This window comes from Vibrio sp. J502 (assembly GCF_025397955.1).
Lineage (GTDB): Bacteria > Pseudomonadota > Gammaproteobacteria > Enterobacterales > Vibrionaceae > Vibrio > Vibrio anguillarum.
The window spans coordinates 2,329,354-2,355,594 of sequence record NZ_CP104554.1; the positions used below are offsets into that span (position 1 = coordinate 2,329,354).

Annotated in this window: 17 protein-coding genes and 1 pseudogene; 15 read left to right on the top strand and 3 right to left on the bottom strand. The window is 41.9% G+C overall.

Going from position 1 to position 26,241, the window contains the following annotated elements:
* Positions 1 to 304: 304 nt before the first annotated feature.
* Positions 305 to 2,056: pseudogene (locus tag N5E84_RS10710) on the top strand (lysophospholipid acyltransferase family protein).
* 248 nt (positions 2,057 to 2,304) lie between these two features.
* On the opposite strand, the gene accD reads toward N5E84_RS10710, so the two are convergent.
* On the bottom strand, positions 2,305 to 3,171 hold the full coding sequence (gene accD / locus N5E84_RS10715; RefSeq protein WP_017045524.1) for an acetyl-CoA carboxylase, carboxyltransferase subunit beta: 867 nt from the start codon (positions 3,169 to 3,171) through the stop codon (positions 2,305 to 2,307).
* Between the two features lie 106 nt (positions 3,172 to 3,277).
* Between accD and N5E84_RS10720 the strand changes: the two genes are divergently transcribed.
* Together N5E84_RS10720 and N5E84_RS10725 are read left to right on the top strand one after the other, a co-directional pair.
* On the top strand, positions 3,278 to 4,180 hold the full coding sequence (locus N5E84_RS10720) for a LysR family transcriptional regulator (protein WP_196363822.1): 903 nt from the start codon (positions 3,278 to 3,280) through the stop codon (positions 4,178 to 4,180).
* An 89-nt stretch (positions 4,181 to 4,269) separates the two neighbouring features.
* Positions 4,270 to 4,974, top strand: a complete 705-nt coding sequence (locus N5E84_RS10725) for a TnsA endonuclease N-terminal domain-containing protein (protein WP_234834140.1) — start codon at positions 4,270 to 4,272, stop codon at positions 4,972 to 4,974.
* On the opposite strand, the gene N5E84_RS10730 is transcribed toward N5E84_RS10725, so the two are convergent.
* The gene (locus tag N5E84_RS10730) at positions 4,952 to 5,983 is read right to left on the bottom strand and encodes an IS630-like element ISVa15 family transposase (protein WP_026027704.1); all 1,032 of its coding nucleotides are present in this window, start codon (positions 5,981 to 5,983) and stop codon (positions 4,952 to 4,954) included. The genes N5E84_RS10725 and N5E84_RS10730 overlap by 23 nt on opposite strands.
* 181 nt (positions 5,984 to 6,164) lie before the next feature.
* Here N5E84_RS10730 and N5E84_RS10735 point away from each other — a divergent pair, with 181 nt between their 5' ends.
* The 12 genes from N5E84_RS10735 to N5E84_RS10785 all read left to right on the top strand — a co-directional run bounded on the left by N5E84_RS10735 (position 6,165) and on the right by N5E84_RS10785 (position 23,813).
* A complete protein-coding gene (locus tag N5E84_RS10735; RefSeq protein ID WP_019281921.1) occupies positions 6,165 to 8,246 on the top strand; it encodes a Mu transposase C-terminal domain-containing protein in 2,082 nt (693 codons plus the stop codon).
* Entirely contained in the window at positions 8,239 to 9,825 is a 1,587-nt protein-coding gene (locus N5E84_RS10740; RefSeq protein WP_019281922.1) for an ATP-binding protein, read from the top strand. The genes N5E84_RS10735 and N5E84_RS10740 overlap by 8 nt, the downstream gene beginning before the upstream one ends.
* Before the next feature lie 34 nt (positions 9,826 to 9,859).
* Positions 9,860 to 12,175 (top strand): EcoAI/FtnUII family type I restriction enzme subunit R, encoded by a 2,316-nt coding sequence (gene hsdR, locus N5E84_RS10745; RefSeq protein WP_019281923.1) that lies wholly within the window; start codon positions 9,860 to 9,862, stop codon positions 12,173 to 12,175.
* Between the two features lies 1 nt (position 12,176).
* Entirely contained in the window at positions 12,177 to 13,949 is a 1,773-nt protein-coding gene (locus N5E84_RS10750; protein ID WP_019281924.1) for an AAA family ATPase, read from the top strand.
* A 3-nt stretch (positions 13,950 to 13,952) separates the two neighbouring features.
* The gene (locus N5E84_RS10755; RefSeq protein WP_019281925.1) at positions 13,953 to 15,446 is read left to right on the top strand and encodes an N-6 DNA methylase; all 1,494 of its coding nucleotides are present in this window, start codon (positions 13,953 to 13,955) and stop codon (positions 15,444 to 15,446) included.
* 2 nt (positions 15,447 to 15,448) lie between these two features.
* A complete protein-coding gene (locus N5E84_RS10760; protein WP_019281926.1) occupies positions 15,449 to 16,651 on the top strand; it encodes a restriction endonuclease subunit S in 1,203 nt (400 codons plus the stop codon).
* A 9-nt stretch (positions 16,652 to 16,660) separates the two neighbouring features.
* Positions 16,661 to 17,803, top strand: coding sequence for an SIR2 family protein (locus N5E84_RS10765; protein ID WP_012592957.1), 1,143 nt, complete (start codon positions 16,661 to 16,663; stop codon positions 17,801 to 17,803).
* A 1-nt stretch (position 17,804) separates the two neighbouring features.
* Entirely contained in the window at positions 17,805 to 19,547 is a 1,743-nt protein-coding gene (locus N5E84_RS10770; protein WP_095661233.1) for an ATP-binding protein, read from the top strand.
* An 81-nt stretch (positions 19,548 to 19,628) separates the two neighbouring features.
* Complete coding sequence (locus tag N5E84_RS10775) at positions 19,629 to 21,218, top strand: TnsD family Tn7-like transposition protein (RefSeq protein WP_214609404.1); 1,590 nt, start codon at positions 19,629 to 19,631, stop codon at positions 21,216 to 21,218.
* A gap of 766 nt (positions 21,219 to 21,984) precedes the next feature.
* The gene (locus tag N5E84_RS21365; RefSeq protein ID WP_410001438.1) at positions 21,985 to 22,758 is read left to right on the top strand and encodes a Tn7-like element transposition protein TnsE; all 774 of its coding nucleotides are present in this window, start codon (positions 21,985 to 21,987) and stop codon (positions 22,756 to 22,758) included.
* Between the two features lie 159 nt (positions 22,759 to 22,917).
* Positions 22,918 to 23,391, top strand: coding sequence for a Panacea domain-containing protein (locus N5E84_RS10780; RefSeq protein WP_019281930.1), 474 nt, complete (start codon positions 22,918 to 22,920; stop codon positions 23,389 to 23,391).
* A gap of 2 nt (positions 23,392 to 23,393) precedes the next feature.
* Entirely contained in the window at positions 23,394 to 23,813 is a 420-nt protein-coding gene (locus N5E84_RS10785) for a hypothetical protein (RefSeq protein WP_019281931.1), read from the top strand.
* Between the two features lie 553 nt (positions 23,814 to 24,366).
* On the opposite strand, the gene glmS is transcribed toward N5E84_RS10785, so the two are convergent.
* Positions 24,367 to 26,199 carry a glutamine--fructose-6-phosphate transaminase (isomerizing) gene (gene glmS / locus N5E84_RS10790; protein ID WP_017045440.1) on the bottom strand — a complete coding sequence of 611 codons (1,833 nt, stop codon included), beginning with the start codon at positions 26,197 to 26,199 and terminating at the stop codon, positions 24,367 to 24,369.
* Positions 26,200 to 26,241 lie beyond the last annotated feature (42 nt).

A 26,241-nucleotide genomic window follows, 5' to 3' on the forward strand; every position in this document is an offset into this window, starting at 1 on the left:
CGAAGCTCCCGTTTATTCCAGATCAGCAAAACAAAGGTTCAATTGACATTTTTATATTTTGTACCGCCCTTATAAGCTAGCACCAAATAAGCAGCACCAAAACAAAACCAGTTCATTTTGTGAGCAGAAAATGATTTATTGTTGCTAAAAAATCATTGTTGCATCAAAGATTCTAGTTCATCTCCAATTTGAGACGGATTTCATTAAACTGTAAAAAAAGAGCAATCAATTACTCACTTAAGCGCAGCCAGATTGTCATCTTCCCTCTTTAGCATAAGCACAAAGCATAAAATGCGAGGTTGCTATGCTCACGATAAGCCCTTTTAAATTACCGAGAAAAACGCCGTTTGGACTAGGTGAACACTTCACTGAGTGGGCTACAGGCCTTACTCGTTTAGATAAGTTTTATGCACAACGCCCACCCCATTGTGATACCGCAACATTTTTGCGTTTTACGTTAGAGGTATTGGGTATTGACTATCAAGTGGTGAAAGGATCATTAGCTCAAGTGCCCGCTCAAGGCGCGACAGTCGTTGTTGCAAATCACCCACTTGGCTGTGTGGAAGGCGTTATTCTGGCTGAGATGCTGCTTTCAATTCGCTCTGACGTGCAGATATTGGCCAATCACTATTTAAAAACCGTACCAGAGTTAGATTCGCTGTTTATTGGTGTAGATGTTTTTGAAGGCAAAGCAGCGCAAAAAGCAAATATGCAAGCCTTGAGAGCCGCCAATAAACACCTTGCTCAAGGTGGGCTACTATTGATGTTTCCAGCAGGTGAAGTGTCACAACTGGTTGATAGTAAAACTCAGAGACTGGAAGACAAATAGTGGAGCCGTTCAGTCAGCCGACTGATACAAAAGCATCAAGCAACGGCATTACCTGTGTTCATCAACGGGCAAAATTCGAAACGCTTTTACATGGCTGGAAAAATCCACCCGCTATTAAGAACATTAATGTTGGGCCGTGAACTGCTCAATAAAAAGCATCAGCGTATCGAAATTGCTATCGGAGATGCGATCAATCATAAAGAAATCCAACATCTGTGTGATGAAACACTGGTCAACTATTTAAGACTCAACACCTATCTTTTAAGCCACATCAGCCCAGCCAAGCGTAATAAAACCAATGATGAAACATTGCCACCAATCGAGCCACGACTGCCATTAAGCACTTTATTACACGATATCGAGCAGCTTTCTTTTTCTGATCATCTATTAAGGCATAACGAATTCGATGTGTATTGTACCAGCGCAGAAAACATCCCCTCGTTACTGCACGAAATAGGACGAGTGCGAGAGCACAATTTCAGGCTAGTAGGTGAAGGCACTGGCACCGAGCTCGATATCGATCAATACGATCGCAACTATCTGCATCTATTCATTTGGGATCGCGAAGCACAGAAATTGGTCGGAGCTTACCGTTTAGGCTTAGTCGACCGTATTGTGCCGATAAGCGGTATTGCAGGTTTGTACTCACGAACGCTGTTTCAGTATGACCACCGCTTTCTCAATACCATAGGTAATGCAATTGAAATGGGGCGTTCAGTCGTCGACATCGAGTATCAAAAAAGTATGGCTCCGCTATTGCTGCTTTGGAAGGGAATCGCAACCTATGTGCACCGAAACCCGCACTATACGCACCTATTTGGACCCGTAAGTATCAGCAATGATTACAGTGAAAGTGCGCGCCGTTTATTAGCCGACACAATGACGCAGCACTACTACAATAACCAACACGCCCATTTGGTAGAGGCAAGTAACCCACTCCCCAAGCAACAAGCTCCTTGGAATGCCAGTTTGCTGAGTGCATTGGCTGATTTACAATTGCTTTCAAAAGTGATTGCCCGGTTGGATGAAGGGAAAAGCGTACCGGTGCTACTGCGTCAATACCTCGGTTTAAATGGCAAGTTAGTCAGTTTTAACGTAGACCCTGATTTTAATGATTCGTTAGATGGCTTGATTGTGGTCGATTTACGCAACGTTCCGGTGCGCAGCTTAAGCCGCTACATGGGCACCAAAGAAGCATACGAATACCTCACCCATCACGCGCTTTAACTCTGTTGTTCGGGTTGTTTATACCTCCTCTTTTTAAGGGGAGGTATCCCTATAACACACTCCCCCAACCTAGCACTCCTTTTGAAGAAAACAGAGCTGATTTTCGCATATTGGATAGCACTATCAGGGGCGCTTTCAAATTAAAAATGGCTTACTCCCAACGCTCACAAAATTGATTCTCTCCCCCTAAAAGGGGAGGTACAGAACGTTTATCAACTTCCGCTCTAGAGCATAACTGAGCCTATAAACTATACATCCAGTGGAATAGTGGTATTGGTCATTTTAGCGACCAGTCCACCAATTCGTTTGCGCATCTCACGTCTATCTACAATCATATCTAGAGCACCATGTTCTAAGAGGAATTCACTTTGCTGAAAGTCCTCTGGTAGCTTCTCTCGAACGGTTTGTTCAATAACTCGGCGTCCTGCAAATCCGATCCTTGCTTTCGGCTCACCAATGTTAATATCACCCAACATGGCGATACTTGCAGATACCCCCCCATAAGTTTGATCGGTCAGCACAGATATGTAGGGTAACTTAGCCATTGATAACTGATTCAAGGCAGCACTGGTTTTAGCCATCTGCATCAATGCGATGAGTGATTCTTGCATTCGAGCGCCCCCACAAGCAGAAAAGCATACCAATCCACAATTTGCATCAATAGCCGTATTAATAGCCTTAACGAAGCGTGCGCCTACCACTGCCCCCATCGAACCAGCCATAAAAGAGAATTCGAATGCACAGGCCACAATAGGTAAGCCCATAAGTTTTCCTTTCATTGCAATTAACGCATCTTTTTCTCCTGTACTTTTCTGGGCGAGAACAAGACGTTCCTTGTAGCGTTTTAGATCCTTAAAATTCAGCAAATCTTTCGGTTCATATTCACTGGCAATCTCAATTCGCTCTGCTTTATCCAAAAAGCTATCTAATCGGCGGCGAGCTGACATCCTCATATGGTGATCGCATTTTGGGCACACATCTAAATTTCCCTCGAGGGCTATACGGTACAAGATCTGGTCACAGGACGGACATTTAATCCATACTCCCTCGGGAATCGGCGCTTTATGTGTACTGATGATCTTCTTCTTATCTATTAACCTTTCTAACCAACTCATGGGATGCCTCACTAGGTAACTTAGTGAGGAACATTGTATAAGCCAACTTCTGGTAATAAAGTGGTTTAAATGGGTTTGATAATCCAACTTAATGGGATTAAATGAGATGCTTGATAAGATTGATCAGCAGTGGCTAAAAAGTTTTCACTGCGTTTATGAGAACAAAAGCTTTAAACGAGCCGCGGAATTTCTATCTTTACCGACATCAAATGTCAGTCGCCATATCGCTTTACTCGAAGAACGGCTAGATATAAGACTATTTGACAGAACCACACGCCGAATCGCTCCGACAGACGCAGGAGAACATCTTTACTTACGCACACAGCCGTTGCTAGACAAACTTAATGATGCTCTTGAGGAAGTGACACTGCACTCCCATGAAGTCATGGGTCAACTGAGAGTTTTGATGCCTGATGCACCAACTTTAGCCCAAGCAGTGGTTTCATTTTGTACTCAACATCCCTCAATTTCATTATGTTGCGATACGAGTCTTAGCCCTAAAGAGGATCTGTTTGATCGGTTTGACATCATTTTAAGTTTTCATAGAGGAAGGCTCGAAGACACTAATTGGGTCGCGAAGAAGGTTAAATGTTGGCCAAGTGCGGTGGTGGCATCTCCCAAACTCCTTCAGACTACGCGAAGACCTTTCCAGATTACCGATTTGAAACATGTTCCTTGTATAAGTAGTTTTACCGTGTTAAACGGGACACCGTGGGTCTTCAAAAACGCTAAAGGTGAGCTGACAACCCAAAAGGTAAAGTCTTCATTTAAAGTCAATAGTGGACATTTAGCTAAATTAGGCGCGTTAGCTGGTTTGGGGTTCGCGATATTGCCAACCGAATCTTGTCGTAATGAGATAGAGGTAGGTTCTCTGGAAATAATAAAAATGGAGTACGCGCCTGAAGATTTGGTTTTATATGTCTTTTACGCTTCCAGAAAACACTTGGCAAAAAAGGTCTCAATGTTTATTGAACACTTACAATATTTGTATTTGGATAATAAAGTTTGATCAAAGTTAATAAAGTCTGATCAAAAGTAATAAAGTCTGATCAAAAAATACCTCTTGGTGTATGCTGAATACATCAGGAGGTATTTTTTATGCCAGACTCAAATAAACCAGTTCATCCAGCCGATCTCAAAAAGCTCAAAACACGTGGAAAAGGCGTGGGGAAAGATTATGAGCCTTTTATCTACATTCATGAATTAAGCAGTCTGGGCGAAAGCTGTCGCAGTAACAGCGCTACGGTTGGTCGAGTTCATCACCTCCTATCTCGACTTGAGTTAGCTGCTTTCCTCTCATTTGATTATTCCTCCAATACCATCGATATTCGAGAGCAGTTTCCCATTCCTATAGAAGATACTTTGGATATTTGTCGCCAGTTAGGAATTAAACATCCTCAGGTTTCAGGCAAACTCAAAGTTGTTACCACAGATTTTCTGTTTGATTTTAAAAAGCAGAAACAATTGGCATTGACCGTTAAGTACGTTGATGAGTTAGCGGATCCCCGAGTTATCGATAAGCTCCAAATTGAAAAAGCGTATTGGGAAAATAAGGGAGCTGACTGGCGTATATTCACTGAACGTCAAGTTGAACCTGGCCTAAAAGAGAATCTCCAGTGGATTCATCCAGCATTAGTTAATGATTCTGGTGAACGATCAAACCAAGAACTGTTGAGCATAGTGGAGCGCCTGTTAACTCATCAAAACGTAAAAGTCGGTGGCTTGTGTGCTCAACTTGATGATAGCTACCAAGTTGAACCTGGTTTTCATATATACCGAATCAACTTGAAGATGCAGGCTTGAGAACCTGAAAATGATCATTAATTCGAGATGTCAAAGAGCCTGCGATCTCTGGAAGAGTCACAGAAAAAAATTGGTCTATTGCCGCCTTGAAGTCCCGTTTTCTTTTGAAGTAAACGTTGTTCCTCGACTTCTCATTCATTACTTTCCATAGCCGCTCTATTGGGTTGAGGTTTGGACTGTAAGGTGGAAGATAATGCAGTTTAATATTCAGGACAAACGCCGCATCTTTGACTAAGTCACTGCGGTGATATCCCGCACCATCTAATATGATATGAAGCTTATGGGCTAACGAATAACTCTCTCTTAACTTACAGAAAAAACGAACAATCGATTCACTGTTAATGCTCTCATAGTCGTGAACAATGGTTGCACCAATATCCGACAGGTTCAGTGCGCCAATAATGTTCAATCGGCTACGATTACCCGTTGTTTCAATCACTTTATCCTGACCAGTACGTATCCAGCCATGCGATATCTTTGTTGATAGTGTTGGGTGAACTGCATCGATAAAGACTATCGATTCATCCTCGCCACAGCTTGCCTTTAGCGCTTCATACGCCTCTATGAATGCTTGCTGTTTTGCTTCATCAAACTTGTGTGGTATGCCTTTCGGTTGCTTGTAGCTAAAACCATTATGGTGAAGCCATTTGTTCATACCAGAAACAGTATAATCAAGCCCAAACGTCTCTTTAACATAGGCGACAATTTGATGAGTATGAGAATAGGTTTTCTCAGTCAAATGCTCGATTAGGTGCATGGTTTGAATAGCAGAAAGCTTGCTTTGGCTTCCTCCATTCTCAGGCTTAAGTTTTTCAGAAAGTACGTAGTCACTGAGGTGACGTGCAACGGTCGATTCATGAATACGAAGAGCTTGTGAAATCATAGTCTGACTCCAGCCTTCAGAAGCCAGCAAAACAGCCTTAATACGGTCGCAAACTCGACTATCACGCTCAATGTCGTGCATCTGTTCGAGTTGCAGTTTCTGTTGAGGAGTCAGTGTGATTTTCATGGTTTGTAGCATGATCCTGATTCTATTGAAAATCAAGCATCTTCAATGATCACGGGTATAGAAGCATTCAGATTAGCAATTGCGAGAAAGATAGTCTTAGCGCCATTGGCGCAATCATTTTACCACTGGACAACAAGTGAGTTGGTTATTACCGAGCACTCCTTAGCGTTAAGGAGAGGCAATGTATCTTAATCAAGTGTATTTAGAAAATTTAACTGAGCATCGCTATCGGGTTGTATGGGAACATCTGAACTTTTGTATGTTGATCGATATTGATGATGAAAGCGCATGGCCGATTCAGTTGAATCTTGATGACTTATTGAATCCCGAGCAATTTTCACTAATTAGTGAGCCATTTGTTTTACCGTCGGTTGAAATAGGGAGTATTTCGGCAGAAAGAAGAGATGAAGCTTATCGTGCCATTTCACATCTCCTTGATAACTACACTTTACTTTTTGATAAGGCGACTCGAAATCAGTTAATTCGAGAACAAGTAGAGAAGACTGATAAACCAAGAATCTATATTCTTCGTCAGCTCAGGCGTTATTGGAAACGCGGAATGGCTCCTGATGCTTTAGCTCCTGATTACGAGAAGTGTGGGGGCGCTGGCACTCCAAGGCGCAATGTTAAGAACAAGCTTGGCCGAAAGCGTAAAAATGCTGATGGTGAAGGAATTATTATTACCGACGAAGTGGCAGACTTATTTCGTTTGGCAATCGATGGCTTTTACTTGAAAAATGAAAAAGTGAATCTCAAGGATGCTAAAGACAGAGCTGTAGGTTTCTACAAATCTCGTTATCCTAAAGCGGATAAAACGAGCATACCCACACTCTCTCAATTTAAATATTTCTACAAAACCAACTATCAGACTACCAATGTTCTCAAAGCTCGAACCCCACAAATCCAATTCAATAAGGATACAAGCCCGTTAACGAGTACTTCTGCTTATTTGAATTTTGGTCCCGGTGCTAGATATGAAATTGATGCAACAATTGTTGATCTGTATTTAGTGTCTGGATTAGATAGAAATCGCATCATTGGACGCCCCGTTATTTATTACGTTAAAGACGTATTCAGTCGCATGGTAGTCGGCCTGTATGTGGGTTTAGAAAATCCATCCTGGGCGACAGCTACGATTGCCTTAGCGAATGCCTTTTCCGATAAAGTGAAGTATTGCCAACAATTCGGGATCGAGATTGATTCATCAATGTGGCCAAGTGTCGGTATTCCAGCCACGATTACGGCTGATAGAGGTGAAATGTTAGGTAGACAAGCCGACGTTCTAGTTAACCGTTTAGGTATTTCACTAACCAATACCCGAGCGTATCGGGGGAGTGATAAAGGTGTTGTTGAACGAGCATTTAAGGAAATGCATGCTCATATTAAGCCTTATGCCCAAGGTATTGTAGAACCTCTTAATGGCAAAAAGCGTATCGGACATAGATATGAGTTAGATGCTGAATTGTCGCTAACAGCATTTACCAAAATCGTTATTCATCATGTAATTAATCACAATACGACTCACGTTGTTACTGAATATGATTTTGCTCCTGATATGCCAACTGACCTTGCGTCTAAGCCAATTGACCTTTGGAATTGGGGAGTGAAAAATCGCACTGGTAAGCTAAGAGTTGTTGATGAAGAACTCACTTTTATCAATATGCTTCCTCAAGGTAAAGCAACGGTTTCTGTTACTGGAATCAAGTTTAATGGTATGTCCTATACCTGTAGTGAAGCTATGCAGATGGGATGGTTTCATCGGTCGAAATCAGTGACTAGACCCGAATCAGTTGATATTTCCTATGATCCTAGGAATACAAACGTAATTTACTTAAGACCTGATGCTCGATTCGATTCTTATTGGGTCTGTTTATTGTCGGATAAAAGCCGAAGGTACCGCGATATGACGTTTGCTGAAGCTAAGCTTTTGCTGTCACAGGCCAAGAAAACGGAAGCAACCAATCAACAACAAGAAGACTTTGAAGCTCCAGATTTACAGCAGAAAATCATGAAGATTGTTAAAGAAGAGCGAGATAAAAAAGCACAATCTCCATCTTCTCAGACTAATACTGAAAAGCTTCGTGGCATTCGGGAGAACCGCAATGCAGAAAAAGAATTAGAACGACAAAAAGATAGAGATGAGTTGGCTGATAAATCGAAAAAACAAGAACTTTCTCCAGTTGTTCCAATTCGTTCATCAGATTCGGATGAATCTTTTGATTTTCCAGATTTAGATTCATTCTTGGAGGATGATGATGAATAGAATTCGTACTGCATGTTACATTGATGCTGAAATTCAAGAGTATGAGGGACATCCGTTAATTAATGCCTTGCCACCAATTAACTCTCCGGAACAAACCGCTAAGTTATTGTATAGATACCCAAAGATCACCGATGAAGAAAGGGCTTTACCGGGGCATATTAAACGTCATGCGATGATGAGAATACTGGATAAGTTTTTGTATCCAACAAAAGCTCATTCTCAGCTCGAACAAATGATATCTGGGATGATACGTAGTGGGTATCTGAGCAGAAATATTGCAGATAAAAGCTATGTCGAATCATTAAATGCTGTCGATAGAGTCAAGAGTGTTAAATCTCGAAGGAATGCAGGCAATGAAGCTTTAGTTAGCTCGGTTATTGGCTGCTCTGGCGCAGGAAAATCGACGGCGGTTGAAGCGATTTTAAATAGTTATGAACAAGCCATATTGCATCCAGATTATCAGCATGTACAACTCGTATGGTTAAAGTTGGAATGCCCACATGATGGATCGGTTAAGAGTTTATGTATTAATTTTTTCAGGGCTGTTGATGAAGCATTGAATACTGATTATCAAGAAACCTATGTAAAACCTCGGTCATCGGCAGAATCATTGCTGGGTGATATCGCCAGAGTTGCTGCATTGCATTCGATTGGCATTTTGGTTATTGATGAAATTCAGCATCTTGATCATTTTAAGTCCGGCGGATCAGACCGAATTCTAAACTTCTTTGTGGCGTTAACTAACGTTATCAAAATCCCCGTTCTTTTTGTCGGCACACCAAAAGCAAACCAAATTTTTAGTCCAACTATGCGCAGTGCGAGGCGCGCAGCTCAATTTGGTAGTTTGAATTGGGGTCGTTTTAACCGTTCCACTCAACCTCAAAAAGACGATGAGTGGGAAAAATTCTTTGCTCGTTTATGGAAACTTCAGTGGTTTCAATCACCAGTTCCGTTAACCGATGGTATACGTGACTTATTTTGGGAGTATACTCAAGGAATTGCGCATATAGCTGTAGTTCTGTTTTATCTTTGTCAGGTTCGTGCGGTTATCGTTGGAAAAGAATTGATCGATAGAAAGCTTGTCGAGAAAGTGTATAACGAAGAGCTATCTATTGTTCATCCGATGATTAATGCTTTGCGAGGTGGGCGGGAAGAAGAGATTCTGAAATATGCGGATCTTGATTTGCCGCTCAAAGAGGTCTTGGTTCTTGCTGAAGGATCTGATGAGGTCATTGAAGATGCTTTTGAACAAGAAGAATCATCATTATGTTTTGATAAGCAATCCCAATTAGTAGCGTTGCTTCAGCAGTTTAATATTGGTAGTGATTTGGCTCCTATTTTAGCCAAACAAGTTATGGAGCAGTTTCCAAACGAGGATCTGTTTGGCTTAGTCGCTAAAGTTAAAGAACTGAAAGATCCAACACCCCAGATTAAAAAGAAAAAGCAGAAAAAAGAGTCAGGTTACATTCCGGTATACATTGATGAGGATTTGAGAGTATTGCGCGATAGCGATCCTGATATGAATTATGAAGCTTTATACCGTAGTGGTGTGATTATTGAGTTATCGGACTACTTATAAAAAATAGAACTCTATATATTCAAGGAGTGAATTGGTGACGTCAGAAGCAGATACCAGAGCAAACTACATCGATCCAGCGTTAAAAGCCGCACATTGGCAACCGGGCAATATCATTCGGGAGCACTACTTTACCGATGGCCGTAAGCTTGCTGGCGGTGTCCGTGGTCGTCGTTGTTTCGTCGATTATCTGCTGCACAAAGACAATCGTTACCTTGCGGTTGTTGAAGCCAAAAAAGAGTCCGAGCATCCAACCAAAGGTCTTCAGCAAGCCATCGACTATGCCAAGAAGCTACTCGTTCGTTTTGTCTATTCAAGCAACGGCAAACAAACCTATGAGTTCGATTTAGAAACTGGTAAAGGCGACTACATCGAGTTTTACCCAACACCACAAGAGCTTGAAAACCGCTACGCGGGTGTTAACTCGGACCTAGGCCAGCAGCTTCGTAATGTGCCCTTTCATTTAGAAGGCGCAATGCAGCCGCGTTATTACCAAGAATTAGCGGTACACGCCGCCACAGATGCCATTGGTAAAGGTAAACCACGCGTGCTTTTAACGCTGGCGACTGGCACAGGTAAAACCTTTATTGCCTTTCAAATCGTCCATAAACTGTTTCAGTCTCGTTGGAACAAAGAATCTCCGGGTACACGTAGGCCTAGAATTTTGTTTTTAGCCGATCGTAATATTTTGGCTGACCAAGCGATTAACACTTTCAATCCCTATGAAAAAGACCTCATCAAAATAAACGGTGAGGAGGTACGCAAGCGTGGCGGTGTAGTGCCAACCAATGCACATATCTTTTTTGCTATCTACCAAGCCATTGCTGAGCGAGAAAACATTGAAGGCTATTACAAAGCGTATCCAAGTGATTTCTTTGACCTAGTAATGATTGACGAGTGTCACCGTGGCAGTGCTAATGAGACAGGGTCTTGGCGAGCCATACTCGATCATTTTGGCAGTGCGGTGCATGTAGGTTTAACAGCCACACCAAAACGTGAAGCTAATGTGGATACCTATGATTACTTTGGAACCCCCGCATTTGAATACTCATTAAAAGACGGCATAAACGATGGCTTCTTAACGCCATATCGTGTTAAGCGGGTACGTACCAACTTAGATGAACTGGTGCTAACCAAAGATGACCAAGTAATCGAAGGAGAGTCTGGTCAAGACGTCTATCAGGTAGAAGACTACGACAAAAAAATCGTCGTAGATGAACGTACCGAACTGGTCGCAAAAGCCATTTTGGATAATATCAATCCACTAGAAAAAACCATCGTCTTTTGCGAAAACCAAAATCATGCACTGACAATGCGTGACATGATCAATAAACACAAAAAGCTGAAAGATCCACATTACTGTGTGCGTGTAACCAGTGATGAAGGTAAAGTCGGCCGCGAGCTACTGGAAAAATTCCAAGATAACGACAAAGACATTCCCACCATCATTACCTCATCGCAAATGTTAACCACGGGGGTAGATGCCCGTAATGTACGTAACGTAGTGCTGGATAGAACCGTCGGCTCAATGGTGGAATTTAAACAAATTATCGGTCGCGGCACCCGCGTTTTTGATGGCAAAGACTATTTCACGATTGTCGATTTTCGGGGTGCAACCAATAAGTTTTATGACAAAGATTGGGATGGCGAGCCTGAAGCACCAGAGCCCGGTGGCACAGGGGAGCCTAAACCGCCGCCATACACACCAGAACCACCCGAGGGAACAGATGGCCCAGAGCCTGAACCGGGTGAGCCAAAACCTCGGTTGAAAGTAAAGTTAGGCAAACACCGTGAACTGAAAGTCATTGACGTTGAAACCCGTTATATCGATGAAAACGGTAAACCTCTCACGGTGCAAGAATTTGTTGAGCGTTTGATCACTCAATTACCAGGGTTGTTTAAATCGGTTGAGGAATTGCGGCAGATATGGTCAGACCCAGACGAACGCGAAACCTTGATCGGTAAACTCGTACAAGCAGGCTTTGATAAAGAGCAACTCGCCATACTACGACGCATGTTTGAAGCAGAAGACTGCGATATCTTCGATCTGCTGGCTTTTTTAGCCTTTGAACAGCCAATGGCAACCCGTAAAGCTCGTGCCGATCAAGTACGTACTAACAGCGCTTTCTTTAATCAGTACCAACAAGAAAAGGCAAAGCAGTTTTTGCACTTTGTGCTTAACCGGTATGAGCAAACCGGCAGCACCGAGCTATCGCGTGAGCGCTTGCCAGCACTTATCGAGCTATCAGGGTTGGGTACTGTCAAAGACGCCTCAACAGCATTCGGTGGAAAACCAGCCTATTTGCTGGCGGCTTTTAAACAATTACAACAACAGCTTTATCACGTGAACTGAAATGGAATTAACACTCGCACCTAACCCGCTGTACGACCAGCCACAAACCTTAAACATCAATAAGGTTGCCACTTTAATTGGTGAAAATGGCAGCGGAAAATCCAGTATCTTACATTCGATCTTTAGAAAGCAGATTGAGGAACCTAGTGAAACGCTTCAGCTGATCTGTGCTACTTCAGGACAAAATGAAAACTTTTCTTCCTTTTTCGAACGAAGACTAGCCTCTTTACGATCAAGAAAAGATATAAGTGACATTGATTTTTCTAGCCTTTTCTTTACTCAGAAAGATGTTCGATTCCTTACGTTTCTCGCCTATACATTCAAGAGTAACGGCTTAGTTTTTAATTTTGTTAACAACCACAAGGCATTCAAGGATCAAGTTTCAGTTAAATTGAGACTGAAAATATCTGTTCCTGATACTTACATAAAGAATGTACAACAAGACCAGATAGCTGAAGCTAAAGACTATGAACACCCATCGATAAGAAAAAGACCTTTTAATCAGAGACTTGACGCCTTTCTTGAGAAGATAGAAACACTTCCAGACCTTGATGCTCTGCTAGAAAAAGGCAAAGGCTTAAAGTCAACCGAAGTCGAGGTAACTAATGAGAATTTTTTTGATGTTTTTGATGGCTCTAGAGTTGATGCTATAAAATTTCTAATCGAAGGCTCATACAACGAATATTTCTTTTCAGCTTCTGAAAGTTTGCTTTACCTAACTGATAATATTGAATTTTCATTGCTCAGTGATGGTGAGTATCAGTTTCTATTCGTTGCTTCACTAATTGATCTATTTGATAGCACTTCTTCTCTTTTCATGTTGGATGAAGTTGACTCACACCTGCACCATAAAAACGTTGAGCTCCTTTGGGACATCCTAAGCAAAACTAAGGGTAAGGTCATAACCACAACTCATTTAGTCGACTCAATCGCTGAGAATGACTTCGAATCATTGTTTTTGGTTGAAAATGGGCAGATAAAAAATGATCAGAAATCTCAAAAGCTCTTGGAAAGATTGAAAATTTTATCTAAAAGTAAAGTCGTCGAGTTAGAAATAGCCTCCAAATTGAACAACATCTGCTTGATTGACTACTACAACGATTGGAAGATTTTTGAGTTATTAGCAAAGAAGAAAGGGCTTGATTGGACACCTCTTTCCTCAATCAGTCCTATAGCAAAGTCATCTGGTTACAGTGCGGCAGGTGACAGCTTCGGCGCGCCTAAGATCAATTGGCTGCATGAATTGAGAGATATGAAAGAACATCTCAGAGTGTGCAAGGCGGAAGTGCACAGAAAAGATAAAGCTCTTCATCCACGCAAAATAACAAATGTGTTCATGGTATGCGATCGAGACGAACTGCCAGAAGCTAACATTCACGCACAAAGTGGTGTCAAGGTAGTTGGAGTTGATTACCCTGACAAATTTGACTTAGTTTTGCCTTGTCCAGAGAGAATAAACTGCTATTTACTGACTTGGAAACGCCGCGAAATCAAAAATTATCTGCTTTCACATACAGCGCTATCGCATCACAATGTTCTTGCTGAAATCAATAACGCTGATATTGCACTGCGAAATCATTTACAGCCAAACACCCCAGGTGATAACGACGATATCCGTCGATTGAATGCCAAAAATGTCATTGACCCTCTGATCAATACCGAAGGTATCGGGCTCGACATTAACAAGCTCCAAGCCTATATCGACCAGATTCCGCCAGACGAAATCAGCGAAGACATCACCAATATGTACAATTTTATTATCGGAAAACTATAAGCCATGTCATTACAACAAAAGATTGACCGAATTACCGACATACTGCGCCGCGACGATGGCATTAGTGGTGCAATGCACTATACAGAGCAAACCTCTTGGGTGTTGTTTTTAAAATTTTTAGATGATTACGAGTCTGAAAAAGAAGATGAAGCAATGCTGTCTGGTAAAGACTACCAACCGGTATTAGATGAAGAGCATCGTTGGTCAAATTGGGCATGCCCTAAAAATGCTGAGGGCAAACTGGATATTAACAAGGTCCGTACGGGTGATGACTTAACAAAATATGTTAACGATGAGCTGTTCCCCTACCTAAAGGGAGAAGAGTTCACTGGGGTTAACGTAGATAGAAAATCGTTTAAATACAAGCTTGGTGCTATTTTCCAATATTTAGATAACAAGGTAGCTTCTGGTCATACCCTACGCGAAGTACTTGATATTATCGATACGCTGAATTTCCAGTCTAGTGATGAAATGTTCGAACTGTCATTGGTTTACGAAGGGATGCTACAAAACATGGGCGATGCCGGTGGTTACGCCGGTGAGTTCTATACGCCGCGACCAGTAGTTCGTACCATGGTGAAGACGTTAGATCCCCAGCCTCTAGATAAAGTCTACGATGCAGCAGCAGGCTCTTGTGGTTTCTTAGTCGATGCTTTTGAGTATAATCTACCAAAAAATCGTAAAAAACGTGGAGTTAGAGAGCTCACAAGCGAAGAATATGACTTCCAGCGTTTCGATGCGTATTGGGGCTTTGAAAAAACGTCACTAGCCTATGTTATGGGCATGATGAACATGATTCTGCATGGTATCGAATCACCTAATCTGTTCCGTGGTAATACCTTAACTCAGAATATTCGTGATATTCAGGAAAAAGATCGTTACGATATTATTCTGGCTAACCCACCATTCGGTGGTAAAGAGAAAGACCAGATCCAACAAAATTTCCCAATTAAAGCAAACGCCACTGAACTGCTGTTTATGCAGCACTTTATGAAAACCCTGAAGAGTGGTGGTAAAGCTTCAATTGTCGTCCCGGAAGGTGTGCTATTCCAAACTAACAGCGCTTTTAAGCAGGTTAAACAAGAGTTACTGGAAAATTTTAACCTGCACACCATTTTAAGCCTGCCTGCTGGGGTATTTTTGCCCTATTCGGGTGTTAAAACCAACGTGCTGTTTTTTGAGCGCAGCGGCGGCACCAGCGATGTGTGGTACTACGAATGCGAACCCGAGCAAAAGCTCACCAAGAATAAACCCATTACCGACGAACACTTAAAAGAGTTTGTTGAGCTGTATAGCAGCCGCGAAACCACCGATCATTCGTGGACGGTTTCCGCCAGCAAACTGGCTGAAGATTATGACCTATCAGCCAAAAATCCAGCCAAGCAGAAAGATGCCGAGCATTTAGCGCCCAGCGATATCCTTAAGCAGATCCGTACCAAGGAAAATCTGGTATCTGGGCTGTTGGATGAAATTGAAAACCTGTTAGCGGAGAAATAAGCATGGAACAGGTTTTAAATCAACTACCTAAAGGCTGGATTAATGTTCAAGTCAAAGACGTGACGAAGTCTCTGAGCTCTGGGTTTGCATGTAACAAAAGTTTTGAAACTTCAGATGGCTACGTGCATTTAAGAACGCACAATATAAGCACAAGAGGTTGTTTGAATTTTGATCAAATAATCAAAGTTAGTCATGAAAAAATCGATGAAAAAAAGTCAAAAATATTCAAAGGTGAGATTCTATTTAACAATACTAATAGTAAAGAACTTGTCGGAAAAACGGCATATGTTGACCAAGACTATGATTTTGCATTTAGCAACCACCTTACAAGGATAGTTCCTAATGATAAGGTCCATAGCAAATTCTTGGTCTATTGGTTAGTTTCTCTCCAAACTTCTGGGTACTTCAATCAAATATGTAAAAAATGGATTGGTCAAGCAGGCGTAAACAATACGGTACTCAAAGGCCTGAGTGTTCCATTACCGAGCAAAGAAGAACAAAGACGTATCGTTGAAAAACTCGATGCATTGCTCACCCGCATCGATACCGCCATCGAGTATTTACAGAGCAAGCTCGATCTATCTAAACAACTGTTCGACAGCGTATTAGATGAATTTTTTAAACTGTCGGATTGTGATTCTGTGCCACTAACGGAAGTGGTTGATTTTATCGGTGGCTCTCAGCCTCCAAAATCACAATTTTCTGATGTTCAGAAAGAAGGCTATGTTCGACTAATTCAGATTCGTGATTATAAGACTGATAACCATATTGTTTATGTCGATAGCGCATCAACGAAAAAATTCTGTACGAAAGATGATGTGATGATTGGACGCTATGGACCACCAGTATTTCAGATATTGAGAGGGCTTAATGGCGCTTATAACGTTGCTTTGATGAAAGCCGTACCTAATGAGGATGTGCTGACGAAGGATTATCTATTTTGGTTCCTTCAGTATCCGTCAATACAGAACTATGTTATAGGCATTTCTCAAAGAGCTGCTGGTCAGTCAGGGGTAAACAAAAAAGCGTTAGAAAAATACCTAATCCCAGTTCCATGCAAAGCTATTCAGAATGATATTGTTGAAAAAGTGGGACAGTTAGTAAATAAAAGCCGCAATTTGGAAGCTAAAGTGTCAGCAGAAATTACGTCTCTGAACCAACTGAAAGCATCAATTCTCGATTCTGCCTTCAAAGGCGAGCTCTAAGGAGGGAGTATGGCATTCAATACCACAGTTTTTGAACAAAAAAAGTTCAGAGAAGCAATCAATAAACTCGAAGAATTGCTCTCACACTCAAAAGCGGTTCTGTTAGGTGCAGGGGCGAGTGTTTGCGCTGGCCTACCATTAACAAACCAGCTAACTGAAAGAGCACTAATAAGTGACAAGCTCTCTGATGATTCAAAGCAGATATTGACTGCCATACAAAACTCTTTTGCTGGCGCAAATCCAGCTTCGCATATAGAAGACTACTTAAGTGAACTCGTAGATTGGCTTGCCATCACTGCTCGTCGAGCAAATCGCAATGTAACCGCTAGTAGTGTATCTATTGGTGGTACTGAATATAGTAACGAGCAGCTATTACAAACGATAAACGAGATAAAACTCGCTATTTTTGACGTAATTAATGTTGAAGTAGACTCTGCTGTGCATGAGCGTTTTGTTCAGGCACTGCATCGACCAATGCGGCCAGGCAAAGACAGCCTTCCGAGCACCATTGATTATCTGGTGATGAACTACGACACGTTAATTGAAGACTCACTCGCACTATCACAATTGCGATATGCCGATGGTTTAGAAGGCGGCGTATCAGGATGGTGGAACCCTTCGACGTTTGAACAGAACAATCTAGATGCCCGAGTGTTTAAGCTACATGGTTCCATCAATTGGGCTGAACATGCTTCTTCATCAACACCACTGCGTATTGCTCCGCATTTGAAGCGCAGCCAAGATCAAGCTGCGAAGATTATGATTTGGCCTGCATCGACTAAATACCGTGAAACTCAACTCGACCCCTACGCAAATTTAATGCACAGAGCAAGAGCTGTTTTAAACCCGCGAGATGGTAGCCAACGAGTTTTATTGATTGCAGGTTATAGCTTTGGCGATGCCCATATCAATCTAGAAATCGAACGTGGTTTAAGGGCTTCAAATGGCAATTTAACCGTGATTGCGTTTACGAGCGACCCTGTACCTAGTGGCGCGCTGAAAATTTGGTATGAAGACAGCTCAATCAACGAACAAGTACTTATTTTTGCCGATAAAGGTTTTTATCACGCCGACCACAAGGCAATCTCAACCAATAGCATTGAATGGTGGAAGTTTGAAAACCTAACCCAGATCCTTGAAGGAGGTATTTGATATGGATAATAAATACATAAAACCCATTGAGAATCTCTCTATCGGGAAAATTATTGAGGTGGATGGCTCGCGTATTATCGCCGAGATCGACCCTACTATTTCAGACTTATCCCGCGTATTTGCTGGTGAAAACTATCCAATTGGCCAATTTGGATCAATCATCAAAGTCCACTTTGGCCGCCGCTCTATCTATGGTTTAGTCAGCCGATTGCGTATGAAGGCTGACTACCAGCTAGAAAAGGGCTTGCCTGTCGCGTCCTCAGATGAGCGAATAATTGAAGCTGATTTGTTCGGTGAAGGGGAGTGGCGCAGGAAAGATGAAAATGAGTTTGCCCTTGAGTTTGAACGCGGTATTGCTACTTATCCACTACCACAACAAACTATTTATCTGACACCCAAATCAGAACTTAGGTTTATTTACGGTGACGCCAAAGGTGCGGTTATTGAACTTGGTGAGCATGTTGGCTCTGGCGGTGCACCTTGTTACGCTGAGTTGAATGAATTACTAGGTAAGCACACTGCCATCCTTGGCTCCACCAGTGCCGGTAAATCAGGCACTGTAGCGGCAGTTATTCACAGTATTCTCGAACGTGGCCAGATAGCCAATCATGAACACTGGCACCCACAAATTATTATCCTTGACCCACATAATGAATACGGCAAAGCGTTCCCTGCACACCAACGTTTATCAACCGATGAAGGTTCACTAAAACTACCGTATTGGTTACTCGATTTAGAAGAGTCGTTGAGCTTGTTTATCGGCAAGACCGAGTTTGCAGCAACATCACAATCAAACATAATTAAAAATGCCCTAATAGCGGTTCGTGAGGCAGCAGCTGGACAGCTTGGGCTTGATAATAATCAGTTAACGGTTGACTCGCCGATCCCTTACATTATTGGAAGTGCAGAAGGCTTAGATCATTTCGGATTCAAAGATGGAGCACGATACGAAGAAGGATTAATCGGTGCCATCAACGCGCAGCGACCAGAAAACAAAGATAAAAAGCAGCATGAGGATTTTAGTCGAGTTATTCGAAAGATAGATTCATTGCTAAAAGATGGTCGACTCAAATTCATGATGGAAAGTTGGGATGGTGACAAAGATCCGTTACCTACAATCGTCAATCAGTTCTTAACGCAGCAAACCACAGTGCAGATTGTTGACTTGTCTGGTGTACCCAATGAAGTGGCAGGGGTAGCTAGCGCCGCAATCGCGAGAATCGTGTTTCAGCTTAAAGTCTGGCAAACCGAAGCTGAACGGCAAAATAGCCCTGTACTTTTGGTGTGTGAAGAGGCACACCGATACGTACCGAATCGTGGTGAAGCTCAGTATGAGGCAGCGCAGTCTGCAATTCGTCGAATTGCGAAGGAAGGCCGTAAGTATGGCGTTGGTCTGTTACTCGTTTCTCAGAGACCGAGTGAAGTTGAGGCAACGGTGTTATCGCAATGCAACTCATGGATTGTACTTCGAATAACCAATGATGCCGACCGTGAACATGTTCGTAGTGTGTTACCGGATTCGATGTCTGGCTTAACAAAAATGCTCTCCGGTTTAAGGCGTCAGGAGGCCATATTTGTCGGACAAGCAGCAACGTTACCAACTAGAGTGATGATTCGCAGCTTATCTGATGACCAGTTGCCTCGCTCAAATGATGTTAATTTCGATAAAGGTTGGCAGCAACAGGCGATGACGATAGAGCAGATTGGTGCGGTGGTGACGAAGTGGCGCTATCAGAGTAAATAGTGTTTAACTTGGAATGGGCGAGTAGTTTTTAAGTACTACACTTGGTTGTATTAAAACCTCATATAAAGGTTTTTTATGATCATGCAATTTCCGGTTCCCTATCAAGATGAACTGTTATCAAGTGTATTGGCTCGTTTTATCTTACGGCAAGGAATAAATGCCGATAAGCAGGCACTAGAGGTACTGTTCGGCTCAAGGAATTTTGTTCCATCTTCGATATTTCAGGGGCATATCCAGCTTTTACTATCAAATGTTGGTCATATCTGGAATATATCTCCTGAGCAAGTTATTGATGATCATTCTTTGCTTGGTGTTTTTAAGCCCTTTATGGATGTAGCTAGGTGCGATGCACAAAAGCAAGAGCTGATTGTTGGTAATAAGAACCAAAGCCTGACAAGTATTGGGATCAACGCATCTAAGCTTATCTGGCCGCAGCGTTTTCGATATTGTCCTGTTTGCCTTAAATATGATTTAGACACCCTCGGCGAAACCTATTGGCGACGTCATTTTCAATTGCCTGGTATGTCCTGCTGTTCAATTCATTCGTGCCTCTTAGTTGAGAGCGACATCAGTATTCATTCATCACAACGCCATGCTTTTGTGGTGCCACACTACGAAAAATCAAAATTTCTTTCGGTTGGCGCGGCAATGGTCGAGTCAGATACCAACCAAACGGTTCTCTCCAAACAAATTTATCGTTTGCTATGCTTTAGAGCTTCCTGTCATTCGGTTAACCAGTGGAGTCTCTATTATCAAAATCTAGCTCGTTCACTAAATTTAATGTTAGGAGGCCATATAGACCAGTCATTGATTCAGTTTATGGTTCGAAGTACTTGGGGTGACAACTGGTTGATTAAAAATGGATTGAATCTAGAAATTGAGAATAACTGGTTACTTGCAATGTTCCGCAAGCACCGTAGAGCTTTTTCGTATCTACATCATTTAGCTGTCATGATTGCATTATTGGGACAGTCTATGTCGATAGAGGACGAATGTTTAAAAGTTGATAAGTTGCCAGATACGCCAAGTTCGAAAAATCGCTATTTCACGTCTGAATATGAAGCACGAAAAACGGAGTATCGTTCGATTTGGTTAAAATTTCTCAAGACTTTTAACTCACTCAAAGATATTCGGTCGACTAGAGAGGGAGCGAGAGTTTATTCATGGTTATATCGGTTTGATCGTGATTGGCACATCCAGCATTCATTGGATCATGTGAAAAAAAGGCGTATAGATCGTCGCGTTGATTGGGAGATGAGAGATCGAGAATTAGTTAAAAAGCTCATATTTATAGAAAAGAAAACATACTTAGCTTTATTTTTGCCTAGGAAGTCTCGTCCATGGTTTGCAAAACAGGTTAATGCGACGAATTTGATCCCTGATAAACTTAGAAAACTACCTTTATGTAATTGTTTCCTAAATCGTTATCAAGAGTCGGTAGATGAGTACCAATTAAGACGATTACTCGCTATCGTTGTCGATAAGCTTAATCACGGACAGGCAATTCCTCAAATATATGAACTTGAACGTAGCGCTGGACTCAGTAAAGAACGCATTCGGGAACCTGCAAAAGAAATTCTCCGAGTGGACATCCCCAGAATCACGCGCCAAGCGCGGATTACCGGAGAATACAAAGTTAATTCAAATCGTTGGCATCGCGCTTCATCGTAATTTTAGACAAAAAGTACGTCCCCATTTAGTCTTGAATTGGGATGGTCATGATGATTGGGAATCCGTTCCAATAGAATTAGCTAGTATGATGGTCAGTCAAAGTTCGTACAAAGATAAGGAAAGGCTGGCAGATAAATCGCTTGAGAAGCTGTCTATAACCATTACTGGTGAATTACCACGCCAAGTAAGGCGAACCGTTGATGATACCGTGTATCGATGTTATACAACCAATCGTGACGTTACCATATCAGTGACTAATTTTGAGTTGGCCCGAGTTCTATTCTTCCATAACCAGTATCTGATAAGAGCCGCATTCAGCTCTGGCGGGGTTATGGATATAGCACATTACAATCAAGATCCAAGTGACCCCAAAATCATCTTTCCTGATTCAACCAACTACCCAGTTTCGAATATTAGATCTAGAAAATCGAAATCACATTTAGCATGGTTACTAACTGATCCATCTGCTGCGAAAAGTTTTTTCTCTATATTTAAATCTGTAAATGAAATCGACTCTTCTGATGTGTACGATTTTGGTTTTGTTCCTCCACCACTTGTGGGATGGGAGTTTGAATTAGCGGGTTCTTACTCTGAAAATCTAAAAAATTTCTGGGTATCAGAGATTGCTACGATCAATGACAATTCATTTGTTACTCCTGTTGGTTTGAAGATTAAGCATCCAAAGTTGAAACATTTAGTGCCAGTCCCTCATAAAGAACGTAAGGTTAAGAAATTGCCACCAAATGACCCTAATCCTGAATTAGATATGGGGGATTTACCAAAGTTAGGTAAAAGATTACATCGGAAAGACGATCAGGCTTTTAGTTTTAATTTTATAAATGCTGGCAATATAGGTTTAGAAATTGAGGATGAGCAAGAACGGCCTGGTAAATCAAAAAATCTACCTTCGGATGAAAAAAAATCAGAAGGGGCCAGTGTGGGCAATGCTGTCAAAGATGGAAACAATCAAGAGTTTGATTATGGACTAAACCGGAATGAAGGCGATGAGGATTCTAATAATCTTATCGACGCTGAACCAACGGAAAAATTCCGACTATTTGAGAGAGCTATTGAGGTTATTAAAACAAAGAAAGACTTCACGGTACATGGTGTGAGATGTGGTTCGTTCCCGCCACCAAAAACTGGCAGCCGAATGGTACTCAATACCGTAGACGGCAGCTTTCTTCGTTATCACATGGCAAACATCAGCTATTTAGATGTTGGTGCTGTTGTCATTGAAGTCGATGTAGATAGCTTAAATAGACCCACCAACGTGAGTACATTGGTTGTTTCATTTTTGACTGATTCAAATCCTGAACAGATATTAAAATCCATCCTCCAAGATTACTCAGACCAAGCCCGAGGCTGGAATCATGATTGGATCAAAAAGAATACCGCTGTGAGCAAGTTCTGCCGTCATCCTAAAAAGACTAAGAAAGAAAATGATGTAGAGCGTGATATTACCGCTGACGAGTACGTTGAAGCTTGGGCTGAGATACTGTGTGGGAAGTTGAGGAATATAAATGAGATTGTTACTTGATAGGACCTCTTCATAAATTTATAAAAGATATTTTTAAAATTAATTTATGTACTTAGCTCTGTATGAGCTAAATCAAACTTATTTAGAACTAATATTGAATGAATGAGCTTGTATAAGCTAAACTACGTTATGTTTTCGACATCGTATTAGGAGATTGCCATGAGCGAATCGGTAAATGATGTCTGTGATTATGTTATTGATAAAGTTACAGATTCAGGTGAGTCTTTAAGTAACTTAAAACTACAAAAATTAGTTTACTATGTTCAGGCATGGTATCTAGCTTTCGAAAATAGTTCATTATGTGATGAAAAATTCGAGGCGTGGGTCCATGGTCCTGTTTCAAGAGCGTTGTTCAACAGATTTGCCAGTGATAAGTCCTTGTATTCAGATATATATAGAAGCGACATGAGGGACGGATTCACTCCTGCGAACCTCAGTGCTGAAGCAAGAGCCCATATAGATAGAGTTCTATCTGTGTACGCAAAATTTTCTGGGCAGCAACTTGAAGATATGACTCATAAAGAAGATCCATGGGTTGAAGCCAGAAGCGGTTTTGAGCCATGGGAAAGGTGTACCAATAACATAGATGAGCAGACAATGAAGCGTTACTATGCTTCTCGCTTGAATAGATAAGTATGAATATACCTGTTCTTGATTTTGAACCAGGCTCCGAGAAGGAGCCTGTTTTACTTTCGAAACCACAAGATCGAAGATGGTCTTTTTCCTTTCGCTATTGGAAGCAGGTCGAGTTTTTCGGACTTGATCAGACTGACTCGAAATGGTTTGTATCATTGTTGGAAAAATTAAGGGAACTATGTGGTAAAAAAGTCGAGGACTTTATTTCTAATGAAGGTGAAAAAGGTTCTTGGAGATACCACAAGATAAATTGGAATCAAAAAAACATACCGATTCAGCGTGGTGACTTAGAATGGGTTGATAAAGTGTATAGAGATAATCCTGATGATTATCCGTTATTGCAGTTTCAAGTTTCTACAGCTCTTGGTCGTGTTGTAGGTTTTGGGATGAAAATAATGTATTCAACATTGTACTATTAGATCCATTACACAATATTCAACCATCAAAACACTTTGAATACAAAGTTGATAGATGTAGTCCACTATCATGCCAATATAGTGTGCTTTTATCCGAAATCGATACGCTGAAAAAGTTAAAAGCGTGCGATAAACCATGTGACTACCGTGAAAAAATCATGGATCTTTCATCAGTAAATACATCTACAAATATAATCATGCACTTCATAAGCGATATAGACAAAGCAATAATAGATGAGGCCCTACAAGCGATAGATGAAGATAACGGATATACTCAGTTGTTGCTATCTTCGGCTAGGGACTTATTAAAATAATGATCAAACTATGCTTTAGTTCAGTTCACCCTTACAACCGTAGATATTAACCATTAAGACAGACGTTACACTTTCAAGGATGCATAACAAACTTTATTATCAACTTTCTATTTAATCTCAGTAGTTTTTCATCAAAAACGATCAAACTTTGTTATTTTAGATTTGAAGAATGGCCCTCAATAGGGCCATTTATGATCAAACTATATTATCCACATACAAATATGCGCTCTAACCACCTTGTATCACTCAACCGTTACGGCTTTGGCCAGGTTACGAGGTTGGTCGACATCCGTACCTTTGATTAAAGCAACATAATAAGAAAGAAGCTGCATTGGAATGGTGTAGTAGATCGGCGCGGTAATTTCACTCACGTGTGGCATGGTGATGATTTTCATTGTTTCATCAGCCGCAAAGCCAGCGTCTTGATCGGCAAACACATACAGCAAACCGCCACGAGCACGTACTTCTTCAATGTTAGATTTTAGCTTCTCTAACAGCTCGTTATTTGGCGCAACCACGACAACGGGCATATCAGCATCAATCAGTGCTAATGGGCCGTGCTTTAATTCGCCTGCCGCGTATGCTTCAGCATGAATGTAAGAGATTTCCTTCAGCTTTAATGACGCTTCAAGCGCGATAGGATAAAACTCACCACGGCCCAAGAATAGAGTGTGGTGTTTATCTGCGAAATCTTCAGCCAGTGCTTCAATCTGCTTTTCATAGGCAAGGGCTGCATTAATTTGTGCAGGCAGTGCATGCAGAGCTTCAACAATTTCCGCCTCTTTTTCTTTATTAATGCACTGCTTTTGTTTACCAAGAGCGGTCACTAACATTAGCAAGGTTGCAAGCTGAGTAGTGAAGGCTTTGGTTGACGCCACACCAATCTCTGTTCCAGCGCGAGTCATGAATGCAAAGTCAGATTCACGAACCAGCGAAGAACCCGCTACGTTACAAATAGTCATCGCGGCCATGTAACCTTTTTCTTTCGCCAAGCGCAAAGCGGCTAAGGTATCTGCCGTTTCACCGGATTGAGAAAGCGTGATCAACAAGCTATTTGGACGAGTGACAAATTTGCGATAGCGAAATTCAGAGGCAATTTCCACATCGCAACTCACGCCTGCCAATGCTTCAAACCAATAACGCGCTGTCATGCCTGCGTTGTACGACGTTCCGCAAGCGACGATTTGTACATGTTCCACTTGGCTAAGAATTTCGGCAGCGTTCACGCCAATGCTTTCTGTCACTACGCTGTCTTTGGTGATGCGGCCTTCCATGGTGTTAATCAATGCCGTTGGCTGTTCAAAGATCTCTTTTTGCATGAAATGACGATATTTACCTTTATCGCCAGCGTCGTGCTCTGCGTTAGATTCGCTAATTTCACGCGTCACCTGTTCGCCGTTTGCAGCAAAAACCGTCACATCGCGGCGCGTAACTTCCGCAACATCACCCTCTTCAAGATACATAAAGCGGCGTGTAACATTCAGCAAAGCTAATTGGTCTGAAGCTAAGAAATTCTCACCGACACCAAAACCGATCACGATCGGGCTACCAGAGCGAGCAACCACAACACGGCTTGGATCTTTGCGATCAAGTACCACAGTACCGTAAGCACCCTCGAGTTGTTTAACCGTTTTTTGCACCGCTTCAAGCAGTGAACTGGCCGTGCGCAGTTCCCACTCAACAAGGTGAGCAATCACTTCGGTATCGGTTTGCGATTCAAAAAGGTAGCCGCGTTCACGCAGAACGTCACGTAGCGTTTCATGGTTTTCGATAATGCCGTTATGCACAACCGCAATATCGCCCGACATGTGTGGGTGAGCATTAATTTCGGAAGGTTCACCGTGTGTCGCCCAGCGTGTGTGCGCAATGCCAGTGCCTCCGGCAACATGTTGTTTTTCGACTGCATCGGCTAGCTCTTGCACTTTGCCTAAACGACGAACGCGCGTTAATTGACTCGCACTATCCACCACAGCAACACCGGCTGAATCATAGCCGCGGTATTCCAAGCGGCGTAGTCCTTCCACTAAAATTTCAGCCACATCTCGTTGTGCTACTGCACCGACGATTCCACACATAAGGTTTTTACTCCATTTTAGATTTATGCTTCATCCCTAAAG